At 66.7% G+C, this 23342-nt stretch carries 19 protein-coding genes and 1 pseudogene; 11 read left to right on the forward strand and 9 right to left on the reverse strand.

The window, feature by feature from the left end:
- Nucleotides 1–211: 211 nt before the first annotated feature.
- The 3 genes from eno (at nucleotide 212) to CLV01_RS24110 (ending at nucleotide 2443) form a co-directional block, all read left to right on the forward strand.
- Nucleotides 212–1498, forward strand: coding sequence for a phosphopyruvate hydratase (eno, locus tag CLV01_RS24100; RefSeq protein WP_012206907.1), 1287 nt, complete (start codon nucleotides 212–214; stop codon nucleotides 1496–1498).
- A gap of 64 nt (nucleotides 1499–1562) precedes the next feature.
- Complete coding sequence (gene ftsB, locus CLV01_RS24105; RefSeq protein WP_012206908.1) at nucleotides 1563–1841, forward strand: cell division protein FtsB; 279 nt, start codon at nucleotides 1563–1565, stop codon at nucleotides 1839–1841.
- Nucleotides 1842–2014: 173 nt separating this feature from the next.
- Complete coding sequence (locus CLV01_RS24110; RefSeq protein ID WP_099733031.1) at nucleotides 2015–2443, forward strand: hypothetical protein; 429 nt, start codon at nucleotides 2015–2017, stop codon at nucleotides 2441–2443.
- A 12-nt stretch (nucleotides 2444–2455) separates the two neighbouring features.
- Here the strand turns inward: CLV01_RS24110 and hslO are convergent, their stop codons facing one another.
- Complete coding sequence (hslO, locus tag CLV01_RS24115) at nucleotides 2456–3448, reverse strand: Hsp33 family molecular chaperone HslO (RefSeq protein WP_012206910.1); 993 nt, start codon at nucleotides 3446–3448, stop codon at nucleotides 2456–2458.
- A 35-nt stretch (nucleotides 3449–3483) separates the two neighbouring features.
- Nucleotides 3484–4008 (reverse strand): gamma carbonic anhydrase family protein, encoded by a 525-nt coding sequence (locus CLV01_RS24120; RefSeq protein ID WP_012206911.1) that lies wholly within the window; start codon nucleotides 4006–4008, stop codon nucleotides 3484–3486.
- Between the two features lie 54 nt (nucleotides 4009–4062).
- Between CLV01_RS24120 and CLV01_RS24125 the strand changes: the two genes are divergently transcribed.
- The 3 genes from CLV01_RS24125 to CLV01_RS24135 all read left to right on the forward strand — a co-directional run bounded on the left by CLV01_RS24125 (nucleotide 4063) and on the right by CLV01_RS24135 (nucleotide 7683).
- Nucleotides 4063–4869 carry a ferritin-like domain-containing protein gene (locus CLV01_RS24125; protein WP_013801101.1) on the forward strand — a complete coding sequence of 269 codons (807 nt, stop codon included), beginning with the start codon at nucleotides 4063–4065 and terminating at the stop codon, nucleotides 4867–4869.
- Between the two features lie 188 nt (nucleotides 4870–5057).
- Nucleotides 5058–6335 carry an EAL and HDOD domain-containing protein gene (locus CLV01_RS24130; RefSeq protein ID WP_034396453.1) on the forward strand — a complete coding sequence of 426 codons (1278 nt, stop codon included), beginning with the start codon at nucleotides 5058–5060 and terminating at the stop codon, nucleotides 6333–6335.
- A gap of 58 nt (nucleotides 6336–6393) precedes the next feature.
- The gene (locus CLV01_RS24135) at nucleotides 6394–7683 is read left to right on the forward strand and encodes an EAL and HDOD domain-containing protein (protein WP_012206914.1); all 1290 of its coding nucleotides are present in this window, start codon (nucleotides 6394–6396) and stop codon (nucleotides 7681–7683) included.
- Between the two features lie 78 nt (nucleotides 7684–7761).
- On the opposite strand, the gene CLV01_RS24140 is transcribed toward CLV01_RS24135, so the two are convergent.
- The 3 genes and pseudogenes from CLV01_RS24140 to CLV01_RS24150 form a co-directional block, all read right to left on the reverse strand.
- Nucleotides 7762–8760, reverse strand: a complete 999-nt coding sequence (locus CLV01_RS24140) for a Bug family tripartite tricarboxylate transporter substrate binding protein (RefSeq protein WP_013801099.1) — start codon at nucleotides 8758–8760, stop codon at nucleotides 7762–7764.
- A gap of 131 nt (nucleotides 8761–8891) precedes the next feature.
- Nucleotides 8892–9874: pseudogene (gene xerD / locus CLV01_RS24145) on the reverse strand (site-specific tyrosine recombinase XerD).
- A 76-nt stretch (nucleotides 9875–9950) separates the two neighbouring features.
- Nucleotides 9951–10913 (reverse strand): tripartite tricarboxylate transporter substrate binding protein BugE, encoded by a 963-nt coding sequence (locus CLV01_RS24150; RefSeq protein ID WP_012206917.1) that lies wholly within the window; start codon nucleotides 10911–10913, stop codon nucleotides 9951–9953.
- 327 nt (nucleotides 10914–11240) lie between these two features.
- On the opposite strand from CLV01_RS24150, the gene CLV01_RS24155 reads away from it, so the two are divergent.
- The gene (locus tag CLV01_RS24155) at nucleotides 11241–12149 is read left to right on the forward strand and encodes an AEC family transporter (protein WP_180288448.1); all 909 of its coding nucleotides are present in this window, start codon (nucleotides 11241–11243) and stop codon (nucleotides 12147–12149) included.
- A 21-nt stretch (nucleotides 12150–12170) separates the two neighbouring features.
- Here CLV01_RS24155 and CLV01_RS24160 read toward each other — a convergent pair whose 3' ends face one another.
- Complete coding sequence (locus tag CLV01_RS24160; RefSeq protein WP_012206919.1) at nucleotides 12171–13064, reverse strand: LysR family transcriptional regulator; 894 nt, start codon at nucleotides 13062–13064, stop codon at nucleotides 12171–12173.
- 230 nt (nucleotides 13065–13294) lie between these two features.
- Here CLV01_RS24160 and CLV01_RS24165 point away from each other — a divergent pair, with 230 nt between their 5' ends.
- Together CLV01_RS24165 and speB are read left to right on the forward strand one after the other, a co-directional pair.
- A complete protein-coding gene (locus CLV01_RS24165; RefSeq protein WP_099733028.1) occupies nucleotides 13295–14683 on the forward strand; it encodes a sodium:solute symporter in 1389 nt (462 codons plus the stop codon).
- Between the two features lie 24 nt (nucleotides 14684–14707).
- Complete coding sequence (gene speB, locus CLV01_RS24170; protein ID WP_099733027.1) at nucleotides 14708–15778, forward strand: agmatinase; 1071 nt, start codon at nucleotides 14708–14710, stop codon at nucleotides 15776–15778.
- Here the strand turns inward: speB and CLV01_RS24175 are convergent.
- The 3 genes from CLV01_RS24175 to queG all read right to left on the reverse strand — a co-directional run bounded on the left by CLV01_RS24175 (nucleotide 15775) and on the right by queG (nucleotide 21256).
- The gene (locus tag CLV01_RS24175; protein WP_180288449.1) at nucleotides 15775–16812 is read right to left on the reverse strand and encodes a helix-turn-helix transcriptional regulator; all 1038 of its coding nucleotides are present in this window, start codon (nucleotides 16810–16812) and stop codon (nucleotides 15775–15777) included. The two genes, speB and CLV01_RS24175, sit on opposite strands and share 4 nt — an antisense overlap.
- Nucleotides 16813–17037: 225 nt before the next feature.
- Entirely contained in the window at nucleotides 17038–20085 is a 3048-nt protein-coding gene (locus tag CLV01_RS24180; protein WP_099733026.1) for a diguanylate cyclase, read from the reverse strand.
- A gap of 115 nt (nucleotides 20086–20200) precedes the next feature.
- Nucleotides 20201–21256, reverse strand: a complete 1056-nt coding sequence (gene queG, locus CLV01_RS24185; protein ID WP_099733025.1) for a tRNA epoxyqueuosine(34) reductase QueG — start codon at nucleotides 21254–21256, stop codon at nucleotides 20201–20203.
- 12 nt (nucleotides 21257–21268) lie between these two features.
- Here queG and tsaE point away from each other — a divergent pair, with 12 nt between their 5' ends.
- A complete protein-coding gene (tsaE, locus tag CLV01_RS24190; RefSeq protein WP_034396474.1) occupies nucleotides 21269–21796 on the forward strand; it encodes a tRNA (adenosine(37)-N6)-threonylcarbamoyltransferase complex ATPase subunit type 1 TsaE in 528 nt (175 codons plus the stop codon).
- The gene (locus CLV01_RS24195) at nucleotides 21793–23286 is read left to right on the forward strand and encodes an N-acetylmuramoyl-L-alanine amidase (protein ID WP_099733024.1); all 1494 of its coding nucleotides are present in this window, start codon (nucleotides 21793–21795) and stop codon (nucleotides 23284–23286) included. Before tsaE ends, CLV01_RS24195 begins: the two co-directional genes overlap by 4 nt.
- Nucleotides 23287–23342: the final 56 nt, after the last annotated feature.

Here is a 23342-nt window from a genome sequence, read left to right on the forward strand (position 1 = left end):
AGAGCGCAGCGCATACAAAGCCATACAACCAATTTGTGCACAATAGCCGCCGCCCGATCGCAGATACTGCGCCGCGGAGCACGGCTGTGCCCGGTGGCGCGGCAGCCTGCCACGCCATCGACCACCCATACCGCTTGCCCGGCAAGCACCAGGGCGCAACCTCACCGGAACCCGCCTGCACACCGATTTCAAAAACCGCAAAGGAAATGCCATGAGTGCAATCGTTGACATCGTAGGCCGCGAAGTGCTGGACAGCCGCGGCAACCCCACCGTCGAATGCGACGTGCTGCTGGAATCGGGCGTGATGGGCCGCGCCGCCGTGCCTTCGGGCGCGTCCACCGGCTCGCGCGAAGCCATCGAGCTGCGTGACGGCGACAAGAGCCGCTACCTGGGCAAGGGCGTGCTCAAGGCCGTCGAGCACATCAACACCGAGATCTCCGAAGCCGTTCTAGGCCTGGACGCCTCCGAGCAGGCCTTCCTGGACAAGACCCTGATCGACCTGGACGGCACGGACAACAAGGGCCGCCTGGGCGCCAACGCCATGCTGGCCGTCTCCATGGCCGTGGCCCGTGCCGCTGCCGAAGAGGCCGGCCTGCCCCTGTACCGCTACCTGGGCGGCATGGGCGGCATGCAGCTGCCCGTGCCGATGATGAACGTCATCAACGGCGGCGCGCACGCCAACAACAGCCTGGACCTGCAGGAATTCATGATCATCCCCGTGGGCGCGCCGTCGTTCCGCGAAGCCGTGCGCTGGGGTGCCGAAGTCTTCCACGCGCTCAAGAAGATCATCCACGACAAGGGCATGAGCACGGCCGTGGGCGACGAAGGCGGTTTTGCGCCTTCCGTGGAAAACCACGAAGCCGCCATCCAGCTGATCCTGCAGGCCATCGAAAACGCAGGCTACAAGGCCGGCGAACAGATCGCCCTGGGCCTGGACTGCGCCGCCAGCGAGTTCTACAAGGACGGCATGTACGTGCTGGCCGGTGAAGGCAACCTGACGCTGACCGCCACCCAGTGGACCGACATGCTGGCCGGCTGGTGCGACAAGTACCCCATCATCTCCATCGAGGACGGCATGGCCGAAGGCGACTGGGATGGCTGGAAGATCCTGACCGACCGCCTGGCCGCCAAGGTCCAGCTGGTGGGCGACGACCTGTTCGTTACCAACACCAAGATCCTGAAGGAAGGCATCGACAAGAAGATCGCCAACTCCATCCTGATCAAGATCAACCAGATCGGCACACTGACCGAAACCTTCGCCGCCATCGAAATGGCCAAGCGCGCAGGCTACACGGCCGTGATCTCGCACCGCTCGGGTGAAACCGAGGATTCGACGATTGCCGACATCTCGGTGGGCACCAATGCCGGCCAGATCAAGACCGGCTCGCTGAGCCGTTCGGACCGCATCGCCAAGTACAACCAGCTGCTGCGCATCGAGGAAGACCTGGGTGACATCGCCCACTACCCCGGCCGCGAGGCTTTCTACAACCTGCGCTGAAAAGCGTTAGGCTTGCAAGCCATCCGGCCTGCAAGCCTTTTTCCTTTCCGCAACATCTGCTGCCATGGTCAACCGTGTCGTCCCCCTTGTCCTGCTCGCCCTGCTCGCCGCCGTGCACGCGCAGTTGTGGCTGGGCCATGGCAGCGTGGCCTACGTCAAGGAACTGCAGCAGCAGATCCACGACCAGAACGTGGCCAATGCCCTGGAAAAGGCCGAGAACGACCGCCTGGCCTCCGAAGTCAACGACCTCAAGGACGGCCTGGCCATGGTCGAGGAAAAGGCCCGCAGCGAGCTGGGCATGGTCAAGCCCAACGAGATCTTCGTGCAGATCGTGCGGCGCTGAGGGTTGGGATTTCCTGCATCAGGGCCGGCTTCATGCCGGCCTTGTGCTTTTGCAACAAGGCGCCTGCGCCCGTTACCGGGCCCGCGCTCAAGCCGAGACAGGTACTTGGACACAGACCGCTTGCCCCCGCCCCTGTGATTCTTCTGGGATCGCCGCCCGCGCTCGCGCTTTCCATGGCCCATGCACTGCGCCAGGCCTGGCGGCACCACGGAGCATCTCCTGCTGACTGGCAATGCCTGGCGGCCGAGCCGGGGCAGTGTCTGCCGGAACATGGGGCCGTCTACCTGCTGGGACTGGATTGGAGAGCCTCCGTCACCGAGCACGAAGGAGTGAGCAATGGCCCTGCCGCTCAGCTCCAGCATTGGCGCGACCAATTGCAAGGCCAGTCGCGCGACTACGTGGTGCTCTACGGCAATACCGCCCGGCAATGGCAACAGCTGGCCGAGTCGCTCAGGCTCAAGGCTCCGCAAATGGACTGGTCCTGGCTGCCCGCAAGCCCCGCGCAACGCAGCGCGCGCCTTCGCCCCTACGGCTGCGAGCAATGCAGCGACCCGGACTGCGAGCGGCGATTGTTCGACGCGCTGCGCAGCGGGCGAGACTGACTCCGAGCGTATTTACTGGACGTTCGTCGAGGTCGGCGGCTGCTTGCCGGCCTCGGTGAACAGCTGGGCGGCATCGATGGGATCAAATTCGTACTGCTTGCCGCAGAAGTCGCAGCCCACCTCGATATTGCCGCGCTCCTCCAGGATGCTGTCCACCTCTTCAATGCCCAGCGACACCAGCATGGCGCCCACGCGCTCACGGCTGCAGGTGCAGGCAAAGCGCGGGCGCTCTTCGTCCTGCTGGGGGACGAAGCGCATCAGCTTTTCTTCCCAGAACAGGCGCCGCAGGATGGTTTCCACATCCAGCGTGAGCAGTTCGTCGCGCGTCAGGCTGGCGGCCAGCGTGGCGATGCGGTTGTAGTCCTCGTTCAGGCCGATGGCGTCCTGGCCCGATTGCTCGCTTTCAGTCGCGGAGGCCAGGTTGGCCTCGCCCTTGACCGGCATGCGCTGGATCAGCAGGCCGGCAGCCAACTGGTCATTGGCGGCCAGCACCAGCACGGTGTCCAGCTGCTCGGACTGCAGCATGTAGTGCTGCAGAGCATCGGACACCTTGGAGAACCTGCGGCCTTGCGCATCCTGCAGCGGCACCACGCCCTGGTAGGGCTGCTGGCCCGGCTGGCGTCCCTTGGGGTCCAGCGTGATGGCGCAGCGGCCACCACCGTTCACATTGAGCAATTGCTCCAGCGTGGCGCCTTCGGGCGCCTCCCCGATCAGGGTGGCGGTGGCGCGCAGGCCGAAGTCGGACTGCACCTCGGCCACGGCCAGCTTGACCGGGCCGTCGCCCATGACCTGGAAGACCAGGGCGCCGTTGAACTTGATGTTGGACTGCATGAGCACGCCGGCAGCCGCCATTTCGCCCAGCAGTTCGCGCACGGCAGCGGGGTAGGCGCCGGTCTCGCCGTTGCCCGCGCGGCGTTGCAGGATTTCCTGCCAGGCGTCGGTGAGGCGGACGATGGAGCCGCGCACGGGCAGGCCTTCGAAGATGAATTTATGCAGTTCAGACACGCTGATGGATTCCGTAAAAAAGTGCCGGGCCTCGCTCAGCCCAGCTTGCGCAGCCCGGTCTTGAACCGGCGCGCATTATCGACATAGTGTTGGGCGCTGCGGCGCAAGCCTTCGATCTGCTCGGGCGTCAATTGGCGCACGGCCTTGGCCGGGCTGCCGATGATCATCGAGCCATCGGGAAACTCCTTGCCCTCGGTGATGAGGGCACCTGCGCCGACCAGGCAGTTCCTGCCGATCTTCGCGCCGTTGAGCACCACGGCACCGATGCCGATCAGCGATTCGTCGCCGATGGTGCAGCCATGCAGCATGACCTGGTGGCCCACGGTCACATGGCGCCCCACGACCAGCGGCTTGCCCAGGTCGGCATGCAGCACGCTGGCGTCCTGGATGTTGCTTCCCTCGCCGATGGAAATGCTCTCGCAGTCGCCGCGCAGCACGGCGCCGAACCAGATGCTGGCGTCTTCGGCCAGCTGCACATTGCCCATGACCTCGGCGCTGTCGGCCACCCAGGCCGATGCTGCCACTTCAGGGGCCACTCCATCCAGTTCATAAATCGCCATGGGTCTTTGTCTCCGTCAATTATTGGTGATGGCAAGAAACCTAGAATTGTAGGGATGGAGTTACGTCACCGCGCCCTTGAGGTTTTGTGCCTCCCGGACCCCGAAGAAAAGGCCGCCGCCGCGTTGGACATGTATGCACGGCAGGCGCTTTATTCAATAGCAGCGCAGGCACCGGCCCTGCCCGATCCCGCACCGGACCTGCCGGGCCGCCCGCTGCGGCCCGAGCTGCGCCACCACACTGCCGTTGCAAGGCGCTCGCCGGCCACGCCCGAAGGCCGGGCCGTGCTGATCCACGCCATTGCCCACATCGAGTTCAACGCCATCAATCTGGCGCTGGATGCCGTCTGGCGCTTTGACGGCATGCCGCAGCAGTACTACCTGGACTGGCTGCAGGTGGCCGCCGAGGAGGCCAAGCACTTTCGCCTGCTGCGCGAGCATCTGCGCGCGCACCTGGGCCACGACTATGGCGACTTCCCGGCCCACCAGGGCCTGTGGACCATGTGCGAGAAGACCGCGCATGACGTGGTGGCCCGCATGGCCCTGGTGCCACGCACGCTGGAGGCACGGGGCCTGGACGCCACGCCCCAGATACAGAACAAGCTGCGCAACACGCGCGCGCCCGATGCGCTGGCGGCCGTGGACATCCTCGACATCATCCTGCGCGAGGAAGTGGGCCACGTGGCCATAGGCAACCACTGGTACCGCTGGCTGTGCGAGCGTGAAGGCCTGGAGCCGGAAGCGCACTACCAGCACCTGACGCAGCGCTACGAGGCACCGCGCCTGCGCCCGCCCTTCAACGAGCGCGCGCGCCGCGCCGCTGGCTTCACCGATACCGAACTGGCCTGGCTGCAGCAGGTCTGAAGAAAGACTGCCGCAGCCGCGCGGACGGGCCCGTCCCGTCCGCATGGCCGCACAATGGTTTACAAACTAGGATGGGTCCGACTCCGCAATCGGACTTGTCCCAGCAGACACTGCCTGTCGGCATATTTATTCAGAACATTCCTACAATCAGATCTGCTGCCTACCGTGCCTCTTCGACCGAACACTCCATGACCGAATTGCCTGTCCATCTCTTCAACGATGCCCCTGCGGCCAGCCCCGCGTCCACAGACCGGGGAATGATCGCGCGCCAGGCCATCGTCAACGGGGTGCAGCAGATCATCGGCTATGAGCTTTTCAACCGTTCGCGCGCCTACCCGGACCATACGGCGGCCTCGGACGTGTCCCTGGTGTTCACGGCCCTGTCGCATGCCGGCGAAGAGGACCTGGTCGGCACCAAGTTGATGTTCGTCAACTGCACGCATGAAAGCCTGGCCGGCGGACATCTGGAGCTGCTCAACCCCGACAAGGTGGTGCTGGAGATCCCGCCGCTGGGCCTGGCCGCACAACAAGAGGTGCAGGCCCGCCTGCCCATCCTCAGCAATTTGCGCGCGCGCGGCTTCAACCTGGCCTTCAATCACACGGTGCTGGAGTCCGCCTATGCGGCCTGGCTGCCCCTGGCCGACTACATCAAGTTCGACCTGTCCGTGCTGGCCCCTGACCAGTTGGCCGTGCTGGTCAACTTCGCTGGCCGCCACACGCGCGCCGAGCTGATCGCCGAGAAGGTGGAAAGCGCCCAGCAGCATGAGCAGGTCGGCCGCCTGGGCATACAGCTGTTCCAGGGCTTCTGGTTTGCGCGGCCCACGGTGGTGCGTACCAAGCTGCTGTCGCCCTCGCAGCAAAGCATCGTCCAGCTGCTGAATCTGGTGCGCCAGCAGGCCAGCACCGATGCCATCGAGGATGTGCTCAAGAAGGATGCGGGCCTGGCCTTCAACCTGATGCGCCTGATCAATTCCGTGGGTTTTGGCGTGCAACGCGAGATCACCTCCTTCCGCCAGGCCGTGATGCTCATGGGCCTCAAGAAGCTGTTCCGCTGGGCGGCCATGCTGCTGACCGCATCGCGCAACGGCGGCCCGCCGCCGGCCATCGGCCAGACCGCCGTGATCCGCGGGCGGCTGATGGAGCTGCTGGCCCAGGAATCGCTGAGCGAGGAAGACTCCGACCAGGCCTTCGTCGTCGGCATCTTCTCGCTGCTGGGCAGCATGCTGGACCTGCCCCAGGACGTGGCCATGAGCCTGATCCCCGTGCCCGATGCCGTCTCCGCCGCCGTGCTGCGCCATGAAGGCGTGCTGGGGGAGCTGCTGATCCTGGCCCAGGCCTGCGAAGCCAGCGACGACGCAGCCTTCAACCGCAGCGCAGACGCACTGCGCCTGAGCAGCCAGCAGATCAACTGGGCCCATCTGCAGGCCCTGGCCTGGACCGATCAACTGGCAGACAGCTCGCTATAGTCATGAGCTATCGCACGCAACTCAACGCCGCCGCTCCTTCATCTTTCTCAGCTTCCAAATGACTACCAACGACAATTCCTCCGCTCCGCCACCACCCCTGCCAGAAGGAGTGGAGGACGGACAGGTGGCCGTCATTGCGCGCCAGGCCATCGTCAACGAGGCGCGCGATGTCTTCGGCTATGAACTCTTCGATCGCTCCACAGCCCAGCATGCGCACACGGCGGCCTCCGATGCCGCCCTGCTGTTCAACGCACTGTCGTATGCGGGAGCCGAGGCGCTGGTGGGCAAGAAGACGGTCTTCATCAACTGCACGCATGACAGCCTGGCCGGCGGCCACCTGGAACTGATCCACCCCGACAAGGTGGTGCTGGAAGTGACCACGCTGGGCGAGAACGCCACCACAGCCGATATCGAAGAGCGCCTGCCCACCTTCCAGGCCCTGCGCCAGCGCGGCTTCCGCCTGGCCTTCAACCAGCACCTGCTGCGCCGCGCCTATGCCAGCTGGCTGCCTGCGGCCGCATTCATCAAGCTGGACATGCAGACCTTTGCACTGGCCGATGCCGAGACCCTGGTGAATTTCGCGCGCGCCCATACCAATGCCCAGATCGTGGCCGAAAAAGTCGAGACCTCCGAGCAGTTCGAGCGCATGCGCGACCTGGGCGTGCGGCTGTTCCAGGGCTTCTGGTTCGCCCAGCCGCAACTCGTGCAGGCACGCACCATCCGCCCCACGCAGGCGACCATCATCCAGCTGATCAACCTGGTGCGCCAGCAGGCCAGCACGGACGAGATCGAGGCCCTGCTCAAGAAGGACCCCACGCTGTCCTTCAACCTGCTGCGCTTCATCAACTCCTCGGGATTCGGCCTGTCCTGCGAGATCACTTCGTTCCGCCACGCGGTGATGATCCTGGGCCTCAAGAAGCTGTTCCGCTGGGCGGCCCTGCTTTTGACCACTTCGCGCGCGGGCGGCACGCCACCGGCCGTGGGCCAGACCGCCGTGGTGCGCGGACGCCTGATGGAGCTGCTGACGGCCGAGCTGCTCTCGCCCGAGGAATGCGACAACGCCTTCGTGGTGGGCGTGTTCTCGCTGCTGGACGTGATGCTGGGCCAGCCCATGGAAAAGGCGCTGGAATCCATCGCCCTGCCCCAGCCCGTGATCGATGCGCTGGTGCACAACAAGGGCGTGTTCGCGCCCTTCCTGGAGCTGACGCGCGCCTGCGAAAGCGGCGACGACGAAGGCTTTGCGCGCGCCGCCAACGCCTTGCAGCTGTCCAACCACCAGGTCAACTGGGCGCATCTGCAGGCCCTGGCCTGGGCCGACAACCTCACGGCGGACGACGCCACGGTCTGAACGGGTCAGCCACCATGGCAAAGGGCTTGCGGCCGGGAAGCCGCAAGCCCTTTTTGCATGCCGCGCGCCGCAGCGGTATCAGTTCAGCTTGATGCCTGCAGCCTGGATGATGCGTGCGTTGGACTGGGACTCGGCCTCGATCTGGCGCGCGAAATCCTCGGCCTTGCCGCCCGTGGCCACGTTGTCGGTGGCCTCCAGCTTGGCACGCATGTCGGGCTGGGTCAGCACCTGGTTGATCTCGGCATTGAGCCTTTGCAGCACGGGCGCGGGCGTTCCTGCGGGCGCGAAGATGCCGAACACCGAGGTCATGTTGGCGCTCTTGTAGCCCAGCTCGGCCAGCGTGGGCACGCCGGGCAGCGACTCCAGGCGCTGGGGGGCGCCCACGGCCAGGGCCTTGAACTTGCCCGCCTTGATGTGCTGCAGCACGGCCGGCCCGGCGTTGGTGGAGAGCACCTCGAACTGGGCGCTCAGGCCATCATTGAGCTGCTGGCCGCCGCCCTTGTAGGGGATGTGCGTGATCTTGGCCTGCGAGGCATACATGATCTGCTCGAGCATGATGTGGCCCAGCGAGGCCAGGCCTGCCGTGGCCCAACGGACTTCGCCGGGCTGGGCCTTGGCCTGCGCCACCAGTGCCTTGAAATCGGTCGCCGTGGAGCGGGCCGTGCCCAGCAGCAGCACGGGCGAATACATCACGCTGGTCACGGGCACGAGATCGCGCTGCGGATCGAACAGCGGCTTGCCCAGGTGCGGGCTCAGCGTCAGCGGGCTGATGGAGGAAAAGCCCAGCGTATAGCCATCAGGTGCGGCCTTGGCCACCAGGTCCAGGCCGATGGCGCCGCCGGCGCCGGCCTTGTTGTCCACCACCACGGGCTGGCCCAGGCGGGCGGCCAGCTTCTCGCCCAGGGCGCGCGCCACCACGTCGCTGACGCCACCGGCCGGATAGGAAACCACCACGCGGATGGGTCGGCTGGGCCAGGCGGCATCGGCGGCCGACGCGGACATCGGCAAGGCCGCAGCAGCGACCGTCGCCGCCAGCATGGAAGTCACCAGCACATGCCGGCGCAGGAAATCAGTCATCGAAAACTCCGCAGAAACACATCGAACACGGCGGTGATTGTTCTGCAAAGCGCATATCCCCGGGACAGGCTTTGCCACTTCGACGATTTCAACGGCAGAAACACCCAAACCGGCGAACCCTCCACATCCAATCAACCACGCGGATGGTGTAAAGCGTGCAATGCCTTGAGCCGCTCGCGCGCCACATGGGTGTAGATGGTGGTGGTGGAGATGTCGGCATGGCCCAGCAGCATCTGCACCACGCGCAGGTCTGCGCCATGGTTGAGCAGGTGGGTGGCGAAGGCATGGCGCAGCGTGTGCGGCGACAGCGGTGCCGTCACGCCCGCAACCTGCGCGCAGCGCTTGACGATGACCCAGAACATCACGCGGCTCATGGCCGCTCCGCGCTGGGTCACGAAGACCGCATCGCTGCGCTGCCCGCCCAGGATGGCACCGCGCGCCGTGGCCAGGTAGCGCTCCAGCCACCAGTGCGCCTCCTGGCCGAAGGGCACCAGCCTTTCCTTTTGCCCCTTGCCCGTCACGCGCAACACGCCCGAGCGCAGATCGATGCCATGCAAGGGCAGATCCACCAGCTCGCTCACGCGCAGGCCGCTGGCATACATCAGCTCCAGCATGGCGCGGTCACGCAGGCCCAGTGGCGTATCGACATCGGGCGCCCTGAGCAGTGCCTCCACCTGCGCCTGCGTCAGCGTATGCGGCACGCGCGGCGGCTGCCGGGCCGCCAGCATGCGTGCCGTGGGATCGGCGGCAATGCGCTGCTCGCGCAGCGCCCAGTGGTAGTAGCGGCGCAGCACCGTCAGCCGCCGGTTGGAAGAGCTGGCCTTGGTCTGCTCCACCCGCACCGCGAAATAGCCCTGCAGCTCCAGCTCGCCCGCCGCATCCAGCGCCAGCGGCGGCTGCTGGTGCGCCAGCCACCGCCCCAGGCCGTCAGATCCCGGCGATAGGCCGCCAGCGTATTGCGCGACAGCCCGTCCTCCAGCAGCAGCGCATCCATGAACAGGTCCAGCGCATCCAGGCTGGCCGGCAGCGGCGCCGGCCAGGATGCAGGATCGGCAGCAGATTCGGATTCGGCAGCCGATGGGGAAGCGATGGAAGCAACAGGCACTTGGGACATCCCATCAAGCCTACAACGAAAAAACCCGAGGTCCGCAAGGAGCCTCGGGTTCTGAGCCAACCGCTCAATGCGGTGCTTACTCCAGCGTGAGTTTCTGCTGAGCAACCACCTTCTTGTACGTCTCGTACTCGTCCTTGATCTGCTTGGCGAACTCTTCAGGCGAGTTGCCGATGACCAGGGAGCCCGTGTCCTCGATGCGCTTGCGCACAGCCGGGTCCTGCAGCACCTTGCGCACGGCGGCGTTGATCTTGTCCACCACGTCCTTGGGCATGTTCTTGGGGCCCAGGATGCCGTAGTAGGCCATGCGGTTCACCGGCTCCAGGCCCACTTCCTTGAAGGTGGGCACATTGGGCAGCACGGCCAGGCGCTGGGGCGCGGCCACCACGATGGGCACCAGGCGGTTGTCCTTGATGAACGGCAGGGCCGAGGGCAGGTTGTCCAGCACCATGGGCACCTGGCCCGCCACCACGTCGTTGAGCGCAGGGCCCGCACCGCGGTAGGGGATGTGGGTGACGAAGGTGTTGGTCAGGCTCTTGTACAGCTCCATCAGCATGTGCTGGATGCCGCCCGTGCCCGAGGAGGCATAGGAGTACTTGCCCTGGGACTTCTTGAGTTCGGCCTCGAAGCTCTTGTAGTCCTTGGCGGGGAACTTGGGGTTCACCGCAATCACGTTGGGCGTGGCCGCCACGTTGATGATGGGCGTGAAGTCCGTCAGCGTGTTGTACGAGATCTTGGGGTTGATCGCGGGGTTGGTCGCCGTGGTCGAGACCGTGGCGATGCCCAGGCTGTAGCCATCGGGCTGCGAGCGCGCGGTTTCCATGGCGCCGATCACGCCACCGCCACCGCCGCGGTTGTCCACCACCACGGGCTGGCCCAGTTCCTTGGTCAGGGGTTCGGCGATCACGCGGGCGATGATGTCGGTCGTGCCACCGGGGGCGAAGGGCACCACCAGCTTGATCGGCTTGGTGGGATAGGCCTGGGCCAGGGCTCCGGTGCTTGCGAGGACCAGGGTCAGGCCCATCCAGCTGCGACGATTCATACAAGATCTCCTTTTGGGGGTCGTGTTGACGAAGAAGGTTTCATGGACATCCGCAAGGCCGTGCCTGCGGATGGATGGTCTGCAAAACGAAGGCTCGCAAACGCTGCCACGGAACAGCCATGGTGGGGCCTGGAGCCCGCTGCGCGCTTGACGGTCGTCAGGACCTGCGCTTTCGGATCGGCTGTGTGGACCCCAGCGATGCTAAGGCCCGGGGCCCGGTTGTCACAGTTTGTCGCAGCACTGATTTCCCGGTGTTTACCCCTAGCCTCGCGCCATGGTTTCTCGGGAGACGCGGCGACTGCGGGGTTGCGCTTATGCTCTGCCCCCGTGAACTACGCCGTGCTGCTCTTCCCCGATTTTTCGCTCATCGTGCTTGGCTACGTGCTGTGCCGCTTCACACAGCTCAACCGCACGGTCTGGCAGGCGGTGGAAGCGCTGGTGTACTACCTGCTGTTCCCCGTGCTGCTGTTCCACTCCATCGTCAAGAGCCCGGTGGACTGGGGTGCCACCTCCCACTTGCTGGCCGCTGGCGTGTGTGCTGCCCTGGTCGGCATCGGCCTGGCCTACAGCCTGCCCTGGTGGCCGGGCCTGCGCGGCCGGATCGACACACGCGAGCATGCCGGCGCCGTGCAGGTGGCGTTTCGCTTCAACTCCTTCATCGGCCTGGCGCTGGCCAGCCGGCTGGCGGGGCCTGAGGGCCTGCTGTTCATCTCGGTGCTGATCGGCGTCAGCGTGCCGCTGTGCAATATCGCGGCCGTCTGGCCCATGGCGCGCGGCAGCAACCAGCACTTCCTGGGGCAGCTGGTGCGCAATCCGCTGATCGTGGGCACGCTGTCGGGCCTGGTGTTCAGCGCGCTAGGGCTGAAGCTGCCGGCGCTGATCGAGCCGTCGATCTCCCGCATAGGCGCAGCCTCCATCGCGCTGGGCCTGATGTCGGCCGGCGCCGGCATGCAGTTCGGCGCGCTGGCCGCCGGCAAGCTGCTGGCCGTGTGCCTGCTGGCCGTGCGGCATCTGGTGCAGCCGCTGATCGCCTATGCCATGGTGCGGGCGTTTGGCCTGAGCGGTGAGCAGGCGCTGATCCTGATGGCCTTTTCGGCCCTGCCCACCGCATCGTCATGCTATGTGCTGGCCGCGCGCATGGGCTACAACGGCTCATATGTGGCGGGGCTGGTCACACTGTCCACGCTGCTGGGCGTGCTCAGCCTGCCGTTTGCGCTGAGCCTGCTGCAGTACTGATGCCGCTGTGCCGCGGTGCCCCTACAGCACGGCACGCATATCGTCCGTGAAGGCGGCCGTGATGTCGTCCTGGCGTGCGCGCTTCTTGGCCACCATGGTGATGTCCACGTCATAGCTGAAGAGGGATTCGTCCAGCGCATGCAGCAGGCCGGCAGCCACATAGGGCGCCGCGTAGTGCTCGGGCAGGTAGCCCAGGTGGGCGCCTGACAGGATGAGGATGGCGGCCGCCTCCATGTTGTCCGCCTCTGAGGTGACATGGCGCGGGCGCCCCGTCAGCGGGGCCTGCGGCAGTGGATAGGTGCGCCAGGTCCAGTCGGCCTCGCCCGCCTCCTGCGCGCCGATGCGGCCCGCGCGTGCGGCAAAGGGATGGCTGGCGCTGCAATAGGCCACCTGCCTTTCGCTGAACAGCAGCGTGTATTCCAGCGCCGGCGCACGGTGCAGGAAATAGCCCACGGCGACCTGGAGCTCGTCGCGCAGCAGCATTTCCTCCAGCTCGCGCGGCCCGCGCACCAGCACCGACAGGCGCACGGCCTCGTCGCGCTGGCGAAAGCGCTGTATGGCCCGCCCCATGAGCGCGTTGTATTCCATGGGTGCATTGCCGATCAGGCCGATGGCCAGGCTGCCGACCAGCTGCCGGTGCATGTTGCGCGCCTGCGCACTGAAGCCTTCCAGTCCCTGCAGGGCCGTGCGAGCCATATCGACGAAGCGCCGGCCCTTGGCCGTCAGGCGAAAGCCGCCGCGCCCCCGTTCGCACAAACTGAAACCCAGCCGCGTCTCCAGTGTGGACAGCTGACTGCTGAGCGTGGACTGCCCTACGCCAAGGCTGGCCTGCGCCGCCGACACGCCGCCCGCGTCAACGATGGCCAGAAACACGCGCAGCAGCCGCAGGTCCAAGTCTGAAACGGTATGGAGCATGGGGTTTTCACTCGGAAAAGATCGATTCTTATCGATGTTTGTAAATGGAACTTGAAATGGATGCAATCCGGGCTGCTGTCTAGCATCCACGGCTGTTGCAGCACATCTGGATTGAACAAAGAGGGACTGCAATACAGAACAAGAGGGGCGGTCCAGGGGATTCACTTCCATGGATACCGCTGTTTCAAGAGGCCCCTGCCAACAGGGCCGCAACAAAAGGGAGACAAACCATGTTGCTCGATATCTCGGTCGTGGTGATCTACGCGGCGGCCATGCTGCTGCTGGGCTGGTACGGCATGCGCCGCGCGAAGACGCAGGAGGACTTTCTCGTGGCCGGCCGCAACCTCGGGCCCGGCCTGTACATGGGCACCATGGCCGCCACGGTGATAGGCGGCGCCAGCACCGTGGGCACGGTGCGCCTGGGCTATGTGTACGGCATCTCCGGATTCTGGCTGTGCGCGGCGCTGGGCGCGGGCCTGCTGGTGCTCAACCTGTTCCTGGCCAAGCCCCTTCTCAGGCTGCGCATCTGCACCGTGACCCAGGTGCTGGAGCGGCGCTACAGCGCCCGTACCAAGCAGGCCAGCGCCCTGGTGATGCTGGCCTACTCGCTGATGCTGGCGGCCACGTCGGTGATCGCCATCGGCACCGTGATGCAGGTGCTGTTCGACCTGCCGCTGTGGATCTCCATCCTGGTGGGCGGGGGCGTCGTGGTCATCTACTCGGCCGTGGGCGGCATGTGGTCGCTGACGCTGACGGACATCGTGCAGTTCGTGATCAAGACCGCGGGCCTGATGCTGATCCTGCTGCCCATCTGCCTGTACCGCGTGGGCGGCTGGGACCAGCTGGTTGCACGGCTGCCTGCGTCCAGCTTCGATGTCACCCACATCGGCTGGGACACCATCGCCACCTACTTCGTCATCTATTTCTTCGGAATCATGATCGGCCAGGACGTGTGGCAGCGCGTGTTCACGGCCCGCAGCGAACGGGTGGCCGCCGTGGCGGGCAGCCTCGCCGGCGTGTACTGCGTGGTCTACGGACTGGTCGGCGCCCTGGTGGGCATGACAGCGCGCGTGCTGCTGCCGGACCTGGACAACGCCAACAATGCCTTTGCCGCCATCGTGCAGGCCAGCCTGCCGGACGGCATCCGCGGCCTTGTGATCGCTGCCGCACTGGCGGCCATGATGTCCACCGCCAGCGCCGCCATGCTGGCCGGCTCCACCGTGCTGGCCGAGGACCTCGTGCCCCTGCTGCGGGGCGGCCGGCCGCTGGTCGATGTGCGCTGGCACCGGCTTCTGACGCTGCTGGTGGGGCTGGCCGTGCTCGGCATCGCCCTGGTGGTGGACGATGTGCTCAATGCCCTGACCACCGCCTACAACCTGCTGGTGGGCGGCATGCTGGTGCCGCTGATCGGCGCCATCTACTGGCGCCGGGCCACCACGGCGGGCGCCATCGCAAGCATGCTGCTGGGCTGTACCACGGCCGTCGCCTTCATGGTCAGGGACGGCCTGGCCGCCAACACGCCCATCTATGCCAGCCTGGCCGTGAGCATGGCCAGCTTCATCCTCATCAGCCTGGCGCAGCGCACGCAGCAGCGCTCGCTGTCGGGCATTCAATCCTGAACCCGGCACTGAATCGGAGACGACATGACGCTTTTCACACCAGACAGGCTGCAGGCGCTGCGCGCACGCTTCGGCGGCGCCAACGAGTCCGTGATCCACGACCCGCATTTCCGCGCCGTGGCCGCCCACATCATCGATGCCAACGGCACGCGCAACGCACCCTACGCAGGCATGCCCACGCTGCTGGACGCGTCCATGCGTCCCATGGACTGGAGCCGCCCGGATTTCGGCGACCTCCAGGCCGCACTGATCGGCGTGCCCATGGACCTGGGCATCAGCAACCGCAGCGGCTGCCGCTTCGGCCCCCGGGCCCTGCGTTCCATCGAACGCGTGGGCCCCTACAACCATGTGCTTCGATCCGCTCCCACACGCGAGCTGCGCGTGGCGGACATCGGCGACGTGCCGCTGTCCAGCCGCTACAGCCTGGAGCAGTCGCACCGCGACATAGAGTCGACCTTCGCGAAGATCCATGCGGCCGGCGTGATTCCGCTGTCTGCGGGCGGAGACCACTCCATCACCCTGCCCATACTGCGGGCGCTGGGCCGCGACCGGCCACTGGCCCTGGTGCATTTCGACGCCCACTGCGATACCGGCGGCCCCTTCGACGGCAGCCGCTTTCACCACGGCGGCCCGTTTCGCCAGGCCGTGCTGGACGGCGTGCTCGACCCCACGCGGACCATTCAGATCGGCATACGCGGCGCGGCCGAATATCTCTGGGAGTTTTCCTATGAGTCGGGCATGACCGTGATCCATGCCGAAGACATTCCCGCGCTGGGCGTGGACGGCGTCATTGCCCGCGCACGCGAGGTGGTGGGCGATGCGCCCGTCTACGTCTCCTTCGACATCGACTGCCTGGACCCGGCCTTTGCGCCCGGTACGGGCACGCCCGAGGTCGGTGGACTCACCGTGCGCGAGGCACAGGCCATGGTGCGCGGCCTGGCCGGCATCCACATCGTGGGCGGCGATGTGGTCGAGGTGTCTCCCGCCTACGACGCCACCACCAACACCGCCCACGCAGGCGCGCAGATGATGCTCGAAATCCTCGGCCTGATCTGCGCACGCCACGCCGGGCGCGGCACCGCCCAGCCTGCCTAGGCCCCCTCCCCGCCCTCCGCATCCCGCAGCAGCCCCAGCGGCGTGCTGCCGTAGCGTGCCCTGAACCGCCGGGAAAAATGCGCGGGTGAGCTGAAACCGCAGTGCTGCGAGATCTCCGCGATGCCCAGCGTTCCAGGCTCCGTGCCACGCAGCAGCGCATGGGCGCGTTCCAGGCGATAGGCCATGAGTTCGGCGCTGAGGCTGGTGCCTTCGCGCGACAGCTGGGATTGCAGCGAGCGCACGGACAGCCCCAGCCTGGACGCCACGCGCTCGGGCTCCAGCGCCGGGTCCGGGTACTGGCGGGCAATGAGCTGGCGCACCCTGCGCAACAGCACGTGCATGGGCGCGCCGGGTCGGGCCGTCGCCATGTCGGCGCTGGCCTGCAGCACGGTCTTCACGGTGTTGATGACCAAGTCGGACAGCCTGGCGGATTCGGCCTCGGGCAAGGGGTCCTGCCACGCGGCCAGCAATTGCATCTGCTGGACCAGCAGTTGAAGCGATGCACAGTCGGGCAGGCTGCGTGCCAGCAGTTGCGAAGCCAGGCCGCCACGCGAATCGATCAGTGCCAGCGGCACGGCCAGCACCACCAGGTCCACGGCCTCTTTCTGCCAGATGCGGTAGCCGCGCCGCTCATCCAGCAGGAACAGCTGGCCGGGTTGCGCCTGCAGCCTCCTGCCCGCAACCGCCATGCCCGGCTCCCCGGATGACGCCGAGGCATCCGGTACGTCCGGCACGTCAGGTGCATCCGGTGCGAATACCTGGGCTCCACCTTTGGCATAGAGCACGCACAGCAGGCAGGGCGGGCCTGCGCGCTGGCCATCGTCATGCAGGCGCTCCATGCCATGTTCGGCCGCCATCTGGATGCGGTTGAGCACCACCGCGCCCACGCCGCGCGACGTCAGCACGGCCTCGAAGCGCTCGGGCTGCGCGACCAAGGGCGTGTGCGGCATCTGCGCCTCGCGGCTGGCATCGCTCCAGAACTGCGCTCGCGAAAGCGGCGCGATATGCACCGTGGACCAGCGGTTGTACGTCATACATTCCTCGCCCTGCGCTCGGCGCGCAGCCTCTTTTTGTGATGGGTTGCACGGAGAGTCGGCCGCACCCGAGTGTTGGGGCCAGGCAAGAGGCGGCAGGTCCACGCGACAGCATGAACCCAGGATTTTCGGGATTGCGGCCCGATCAGGCCATTGGATGATTCTGAAAATTCACCGGGGTGAATTCCTAGGCCTGTGCGCCGCACCAGCCCGGATCAGCCCGGATCAGCGCGCGATGGCAGGCAGCCGCTCGCTCCACAGCGTGGACTGGTTGCGGCCGTTGCGCTTGGAGTAGTACAGCGCGGCGTCGGCACGCTCCAGGCAGCCCTGGGCCGAGGCATCGCTGCGCTGCAGCTCGTACACGCCCAGGCTGATGGTGATGCGCAGGTCGCCGGCCAGGCCCGCATCGATGGCGCGCGCGGCAACGGTTTCGCGCAGGCTTTCGGCGCGGCGCAGGCCCACCTCGGCATCGGTGTCGGACAGCAGCACGGCAAACTCCTCGCCGCCCAGCCGGCCCACCATGTCTTCCTTGCGCATTTCCTGCGCCACCGAGGCCAGCAGCTCCTTGAGCACGATATCGCCCACCGCGTGGCCGTAGCCGTCGTTCACCTGCTTGAAGTGGTCTATGTCCAGCATGATCAGCGTGGAGTGCGCCACCAGTCCGCTGCGCAGATGGTCCAGCTCCATCGCCAGCCGCTCCATGAAGGCGCGGCGGTTGGGAATGCCGGTCAGCGCGTCGGTCAGCGCCAGGGTCTCCAGCTGGGATTCGCGCTGCTGCCGCTCCGTCGCATCGTGGAAGACCCAGCAGTGGCCGATGGAGCGATCACCGTCGCGCAACTGCATGCCCTCGATCTCCACATAGTGGTCGTCGGGCAGCGCGTGCAGGGAACGGCCAGCCACGGGCCCGGCGCTGAGCACGCCAGCCACCGAAGGCGGCAGCAGCTGGATCAGCGCCGGCATGCCCAGCCCCACCAGGGCGGCAGGCGCCATTTCCAGCCGCAGCGCGGCCGCCAGCATGCGGTTGGCGGCCAGCACCTGGCGGCCCTGGGCGTCGGTGACCAGAATGCCTGCGGGAAAGCGGTCGATGATGGCCTCCAGCCGGTGCTGGGTCTCGGCCAACGCGGTCTCGGCGCGCCGGCGCGCGTCGGTATCGATCATGGTCCAGATGACGCGGCCGTCGTCCTCGTCGGGGTCCAGCAGCGAGCCCTGCATGTCGAACCAGTGGCCCGAGCCCGAAGGCATGCGCAAAATCCATTCCGTGCGCACCGTGCCGCGTGCGTTGAGCTGTCCGTAGAGCTGGCCGAAGCGCTCGGAGCTCTCGTCGCTGACATGCAGGGCGCGAAAGTTCACGCCGCCGGGCAGCCGGTCTGTCTCGATCTCAAAGGTCTGCACCGCGCGCTCGTTGGCATAGAGGATTTCGCGCTGGGGACCGGCCATGACGATCAGGGCGCTTCCCCGGTCCAGCAAGGCCTTGATGAGCCGGGACTGCTCCACGCGCTGCTGTATGTCGGTGTGCGTGCCCAGCATGCGCACGGGCTTGCCGTCGGCATCGCGCTGGGTGATTTCGCCGCGCGACTCCACCCACAGCCAGCTGTCGGCCGAGCTGCGCAGCCGCATCTCCACGCGGAAATCGGCCCCGGCCTCGGCATGGCGCTGCAGCCGCGCCAGCATCCGCGCCCTGTCCGAGGGATGGACCATGGCGCAGAAGGCGTCATAGTTCATGGGGAACTGCGCGGCCTCGAAGCCCAGCATCTGGTAGCAGCGGGCATCCCATTCCACATGGCCGCTGCGGCAGTCCCACTGCCACAGGCCGTCGCGCACGGCGCCCACGGTCAGGCGCAGGCGTTCCTCGCTGTGGCGTATGGATTCCTGCATGGCCTGGTCCTGCGTCACATCGTGCACATAGCCATGCCACAGCAGGGAGCCGTCTTCCTCCTGCTGCGGCCGGGCGTGACCATGCAGCCAGCGCAGCTCGCCTGCAGGGCCGTAGACGCGGTACTTGTGCTCCCAGACACCCTTGCTGCCCACGCTGGCCTGCACCGAGGCCGCCAGGGCCGGCAAATCCTCGGGGTGGACCCGCTTGAGCAGTTCATGGTCGGCAAACCTGGCGGCATCGGCCTTGGCGCCATGCAGTTCGAAGAATCCGGGGCTGGTGAAAGGGAACCGGAACTGTCCATCCGCGCCTATGCGGAACTGGAACAACCCGCCCGGCACCTCCTGCGCCAGCCGCGCGAAGCGCCGCTCACCCTGCAGCCGCATGCGCTCGCTGAGCTGGCGCTGGCGCGCCAGCCACAGCGTCAGCAGCATGCCCAGCAGCAGCACCGCCGTGCCTATGCCGTTGCGCAGCAGGCCGCGCTCCAGCGATGCCTCCAGCGACTCGAAGATGGCTTTCTTGTCCAGCCCTGCACTGACGATCAGCGGATAACCCTCCACCCGGCTCCAGGCATACATGCGCTGCACGCCATCGACGGACGATTCGGCCTCGTAGGTGCCGCGCTCCAGGGCCGGTGCGAACAGCGCCACGCGCACATCGGAGACCGAGCGGCCCATCACCTGCTCCTGCCCCTGCGAGCGCGCCAGGTAGGCTCCATCGGTGCGCAGCAGCAGGATGACGTCGTTGGCGCCATCGAAGATGGACTGGAAATAGCGCGAAATGTATTCGGGCGACAGCGACAGCACCAGCACGCCCGAGAACTGCCCCTGGCGGTACAGCGCGCGGCTCAGCTGTATGGTCCATTTGTGGGAGACACGCCCCTGTACGGGGCGGCCGATGAACATGCCCATGTTCTCGCGGTTGGCATGCACCTGGAAATGCTCGCGGTCCCGGATGGAGACCTTGGCAGCCCGCGTCTCCGCTTCCTGCTGGAGGTTGGAGTACACGATGTCCCCTTTCTCGTCGGCCACGGCGATCTGCAGAAAGGTGCCGGCCGGGTAGGCGTCGAACGTGGTCTGCACGGCACGCCGGAACCCGTCGACATCGCCATCGGCAAAGTCGGACTCCAGGCCGCGCATGGTGTAGTCCAGGCCGGACAGCAGGGTCTGCACCTGCACCGATACCGCATGCGACATTTGCCCCACCCGCAGCCAGGACTGGGACTCGGTAAAGCTGCGCTGCGTGCGGTGGCTGTCCACCAGCACCGTCCAGTACGCCACCGTGGCCAGCAGCACGCAGCACAGGCCCACCCAGACGGCCACAGTGGTCTGGGTCAGCGGTTCTGCGTTCAGCAGGCGGGACAGGCTGCGGGGAGGCTTTGCGCGCATATCAAACATCATGTTGAGTCACACAGGCCCCGCGCCTTCAAGGGCAGTGGCCCGCAACAGGCCGCCGGGGGGCACTCCGACAGAGCGCAACAATTGTTTCACACACAAGCGCCCTGGTCTTATCAGCTCAATCCGATCTTTGCGACAGCGCCCAGGCTACGTGCTCGCGCACCAGAGCGTCCGGATGTTGGGCGCGGCTGGCCAGCGCCTGCTGCAACGCCGCGTTGCCGGTTTCACGCCAGGCATTGCCCAGCGCCACGGCCACATTGCGCAGCCAGCGCTCATGGCCTATGCGCCGGATGGGGCTGCCTTCGGTCAGGCGCAGAAAGGTCGGCTCGTCCCAGGCAAAGAAGTGCACCAGCTGCCCGCCGGACAGGGCCTCGCGCGCATCGAAGTCGGGCAGGCGACTGGGCTGGGCGAACTTGTTCCAGGGGCAGGCCAGCTGGCAGTCGTCGCAGCCATAGATGCGGTTGGCCATCAGCGGCCGCAGCTCCTCGGGAATGGCGCCCGCATGCTCGATGGTCAGATAGGAGATGCAGCGCCGCGCGTCCACCCGGTGCGGCGCCACGATGGCGCCCGTGGGGCAGGCCGTGATGCAGGCCGCGCAGCTGCCGCAGTGCGCGGTCACCGGCGCCGTGGGCTCCAGCGCAAGGTCCACATAGATCTCGCCCAGGAAGAACATGGAGCCCGCTTCGCGATTGAGCACCAGCGTGTGCTTGCCGCGCCAGCCCTGGCCGCTGCGCCGGGCCAGCTCCGCCTCCAGCACGGGCGCGGAATCGGTGAAGGCGCGGTGCCCGAAGGGGCCGACTTCCTGTGCAATGCGCTCGGCCAGCTTCTGCAGCCGGTTGCGCAGCACCTTGTGATAGTCGCGCCCCCGGGCATAGACGGAGACAATGCCCTCGTCGGGCCGCTGCAGCCGCGCCCACTCCACCGCTTGCCAGGCGCCCGGCGCATCGGCAGGCGTGTCGCGCGGCAGGTAGTCCATGCGCGCCGTGATCACGCTGACCGTGCCCGGCACCAGCTCGGCAGGCCGGGCGCGGCGCAGGCCGTGGGCCTGCATATAGTCCATCTCGCCATGGAACCCTTGGGCCAGCCACTGCATCAAACCCGGCTCCGCAGAAGACAAATCCACGCCGGCCACGCCAATTTGGGAAAATCCCAGTTCGCGGGCCCAGCCTTGCATCAAAGGAACCAATTGACTGCTGCACAACATACTCCCTCGATTGTAGAAAGCGCCCAGCCGCAGGATGCGGAAACTGCGGGCCGTCGCTGGATATGGGGCAGCGAGGAAGACACGCAGCGGTTTGCGCAGCAGCTTGCAGACCATCCCGCGCTGCGCAACGCCTACGTCACGCTGCACGGCGACCTGGGCGCAGGCAAGACCACGCTGGTGCGGCACTGGCTGCGCGCACTGGGCGTGCAGGGCCGCATCAAAAGCCCCACCTATGCCGTGGTGGAGCCGCATGAGGCGCCGGACCTGGCCATCTGGCACTTCGACTTCTACCGCTTCGATGATCCGCGCGAGTGGGAGGATGCAGGATTTCGCGATATTTTCGCCAGCCCCGGTCTCAAGCTGGCAGAATGGCCCGAAAAGGCCGCAGCGCTTACGCCTGCGGCAGATATAGCTATTCATATCGAAGCAATCGACGAGACGCAGCGCCAGGTGACCTTGCTCGCCGGCACGCCCGTCGGACGCGCCGTGATCCAAGCACTCAAGGCATGAGCGACGCCAACTCCTCCTCCTATCCGTCCGGCCTGTCGCGCCGCAATCTTTTGCAGGCGGGCTCCATCGTGCTGCTGCTGGGCCGCCAGCATATCGCGCACGGCGCCACCATCGTGGCCGTGCGCGTCTGGCCCGCGCCCGAATACACGCGCGTGACCATAGAGTCCGACCGGCCGCTGGCTGCCAAGCAGTTCTTCGTGGACCAGCCCCCGCGGCTGGCCGTGGACATCGAGGGCATCGACCTCAATCCCGCGCTGCGTGAACTGGTGGCCAAGGTCCGCTCCGACGATCCCAACATCGCCTCCATCCGCGTAGGCCAGAACTCCCCTAGCGTGGTGCGCCTGGTCATCGACCTCAAGCAGCCCGCCAAGCCCCAGGTCTTCACGCTGCAGCCCGTGGCGGCCTACAAGCACAGGCTGGTGTTCGACCTGTACCCCGCCAAGGCCGTGGACCCGCTGGAGGCGCTGATCAGCGAGCGCCTGCGCGATGCCTCCAGCGACGATACCGCCGTCGCATCGGCACCGCCGCCGCCTCCACCACCGCTGCCCCGGCCCTCAGGCCCCACGGCGCCAGCCCCCGACCCGTTGGGCGACCTGATCGCCCAGCACAGCAGCGGCTCCGGCGGCAAGACGCCTGCACCGCCCGCCGTGGTGGCACAGGCACCTTCCCCTGCCGCTCCGGCCCCGGCGCCCCGCCCTCCCGCGCCTTCGCCCGTTCCGGCCCCTGCCCCCATTGCCGCGCCCAACATCGCCACCTCGCGCCAGACCGACCGCATCATCATCGTGGCGCTGGACCCCGGCCACGGCGGCGAGGACCCCGGCGCCACCGGCCCCAGCGGCACGCGCGAAAAGGACGTGGTGCTCAAGATCGCCCACCTGCTGCGCGACCGCATCAACGACACCCGCATCGGCGGCAGCCCCATGCGCGCCTTCATGACGCGCGATGCCGACTTCTTCGTGCCCCTGGCCACGCGCGTGGAAAAGGCCCGGCGCGTGCAGGCCGACCTGTTCATCAGCATCCACGCCGACGCCTTCACCACGCCGGCCGCGCGTGGTGCCAGCGTCTTTGCGCTCAGCGACAAGGGCGCCTCCAGCACGGCCGCGCGCTGGCTGGCCAACAAGGAAAACCAGTCCGACATCGTCGGTGGCCTGAACATGGGCTCGCAGGACCAGCATGTGCAGCGCATGCTGCTGGACATGAGCACCACGGCCCAGATCAAGGACAGCCTCAAGCTCGGCGGCGCCCTGCTGGGCGAGATCGGCAACATGGCCAAGCTGCACAAGCCGCGCGTGGAGCAGGCCGGATTTGCCGTGCTCAAGGCACCCGACATTCCCAGCGTGCTGGTGGAAACCGCCTTCATCAGCAACCCCGAGGAAGAGGCCCGGCTGCGCAGCAGCGCCTACCAGGTGCAACTGGCCGACGCGCTGATGCGCGGCATCCGCAACTACTTCGCGCACAACCCGCCGCTGGCACGCAGCCGCTCCGTCTGACAGAGCCAAAAGGCACGAGCGCAGGGCACGGGCGAAGGCCGCGGGCGATGCCGCCC

The sequence above is a fragment of the Delftia sp. 60 genome, assembly GCF_002754395.1.
In the GTDB taxonomy this organism is placed as follows: domain Bacteria; phylum Pseudomonadota; class Gammaproteobacteria; order Burkholderiales; family Burkholderiaceae_C; genus Comamonas; species Comamonas acidovorans.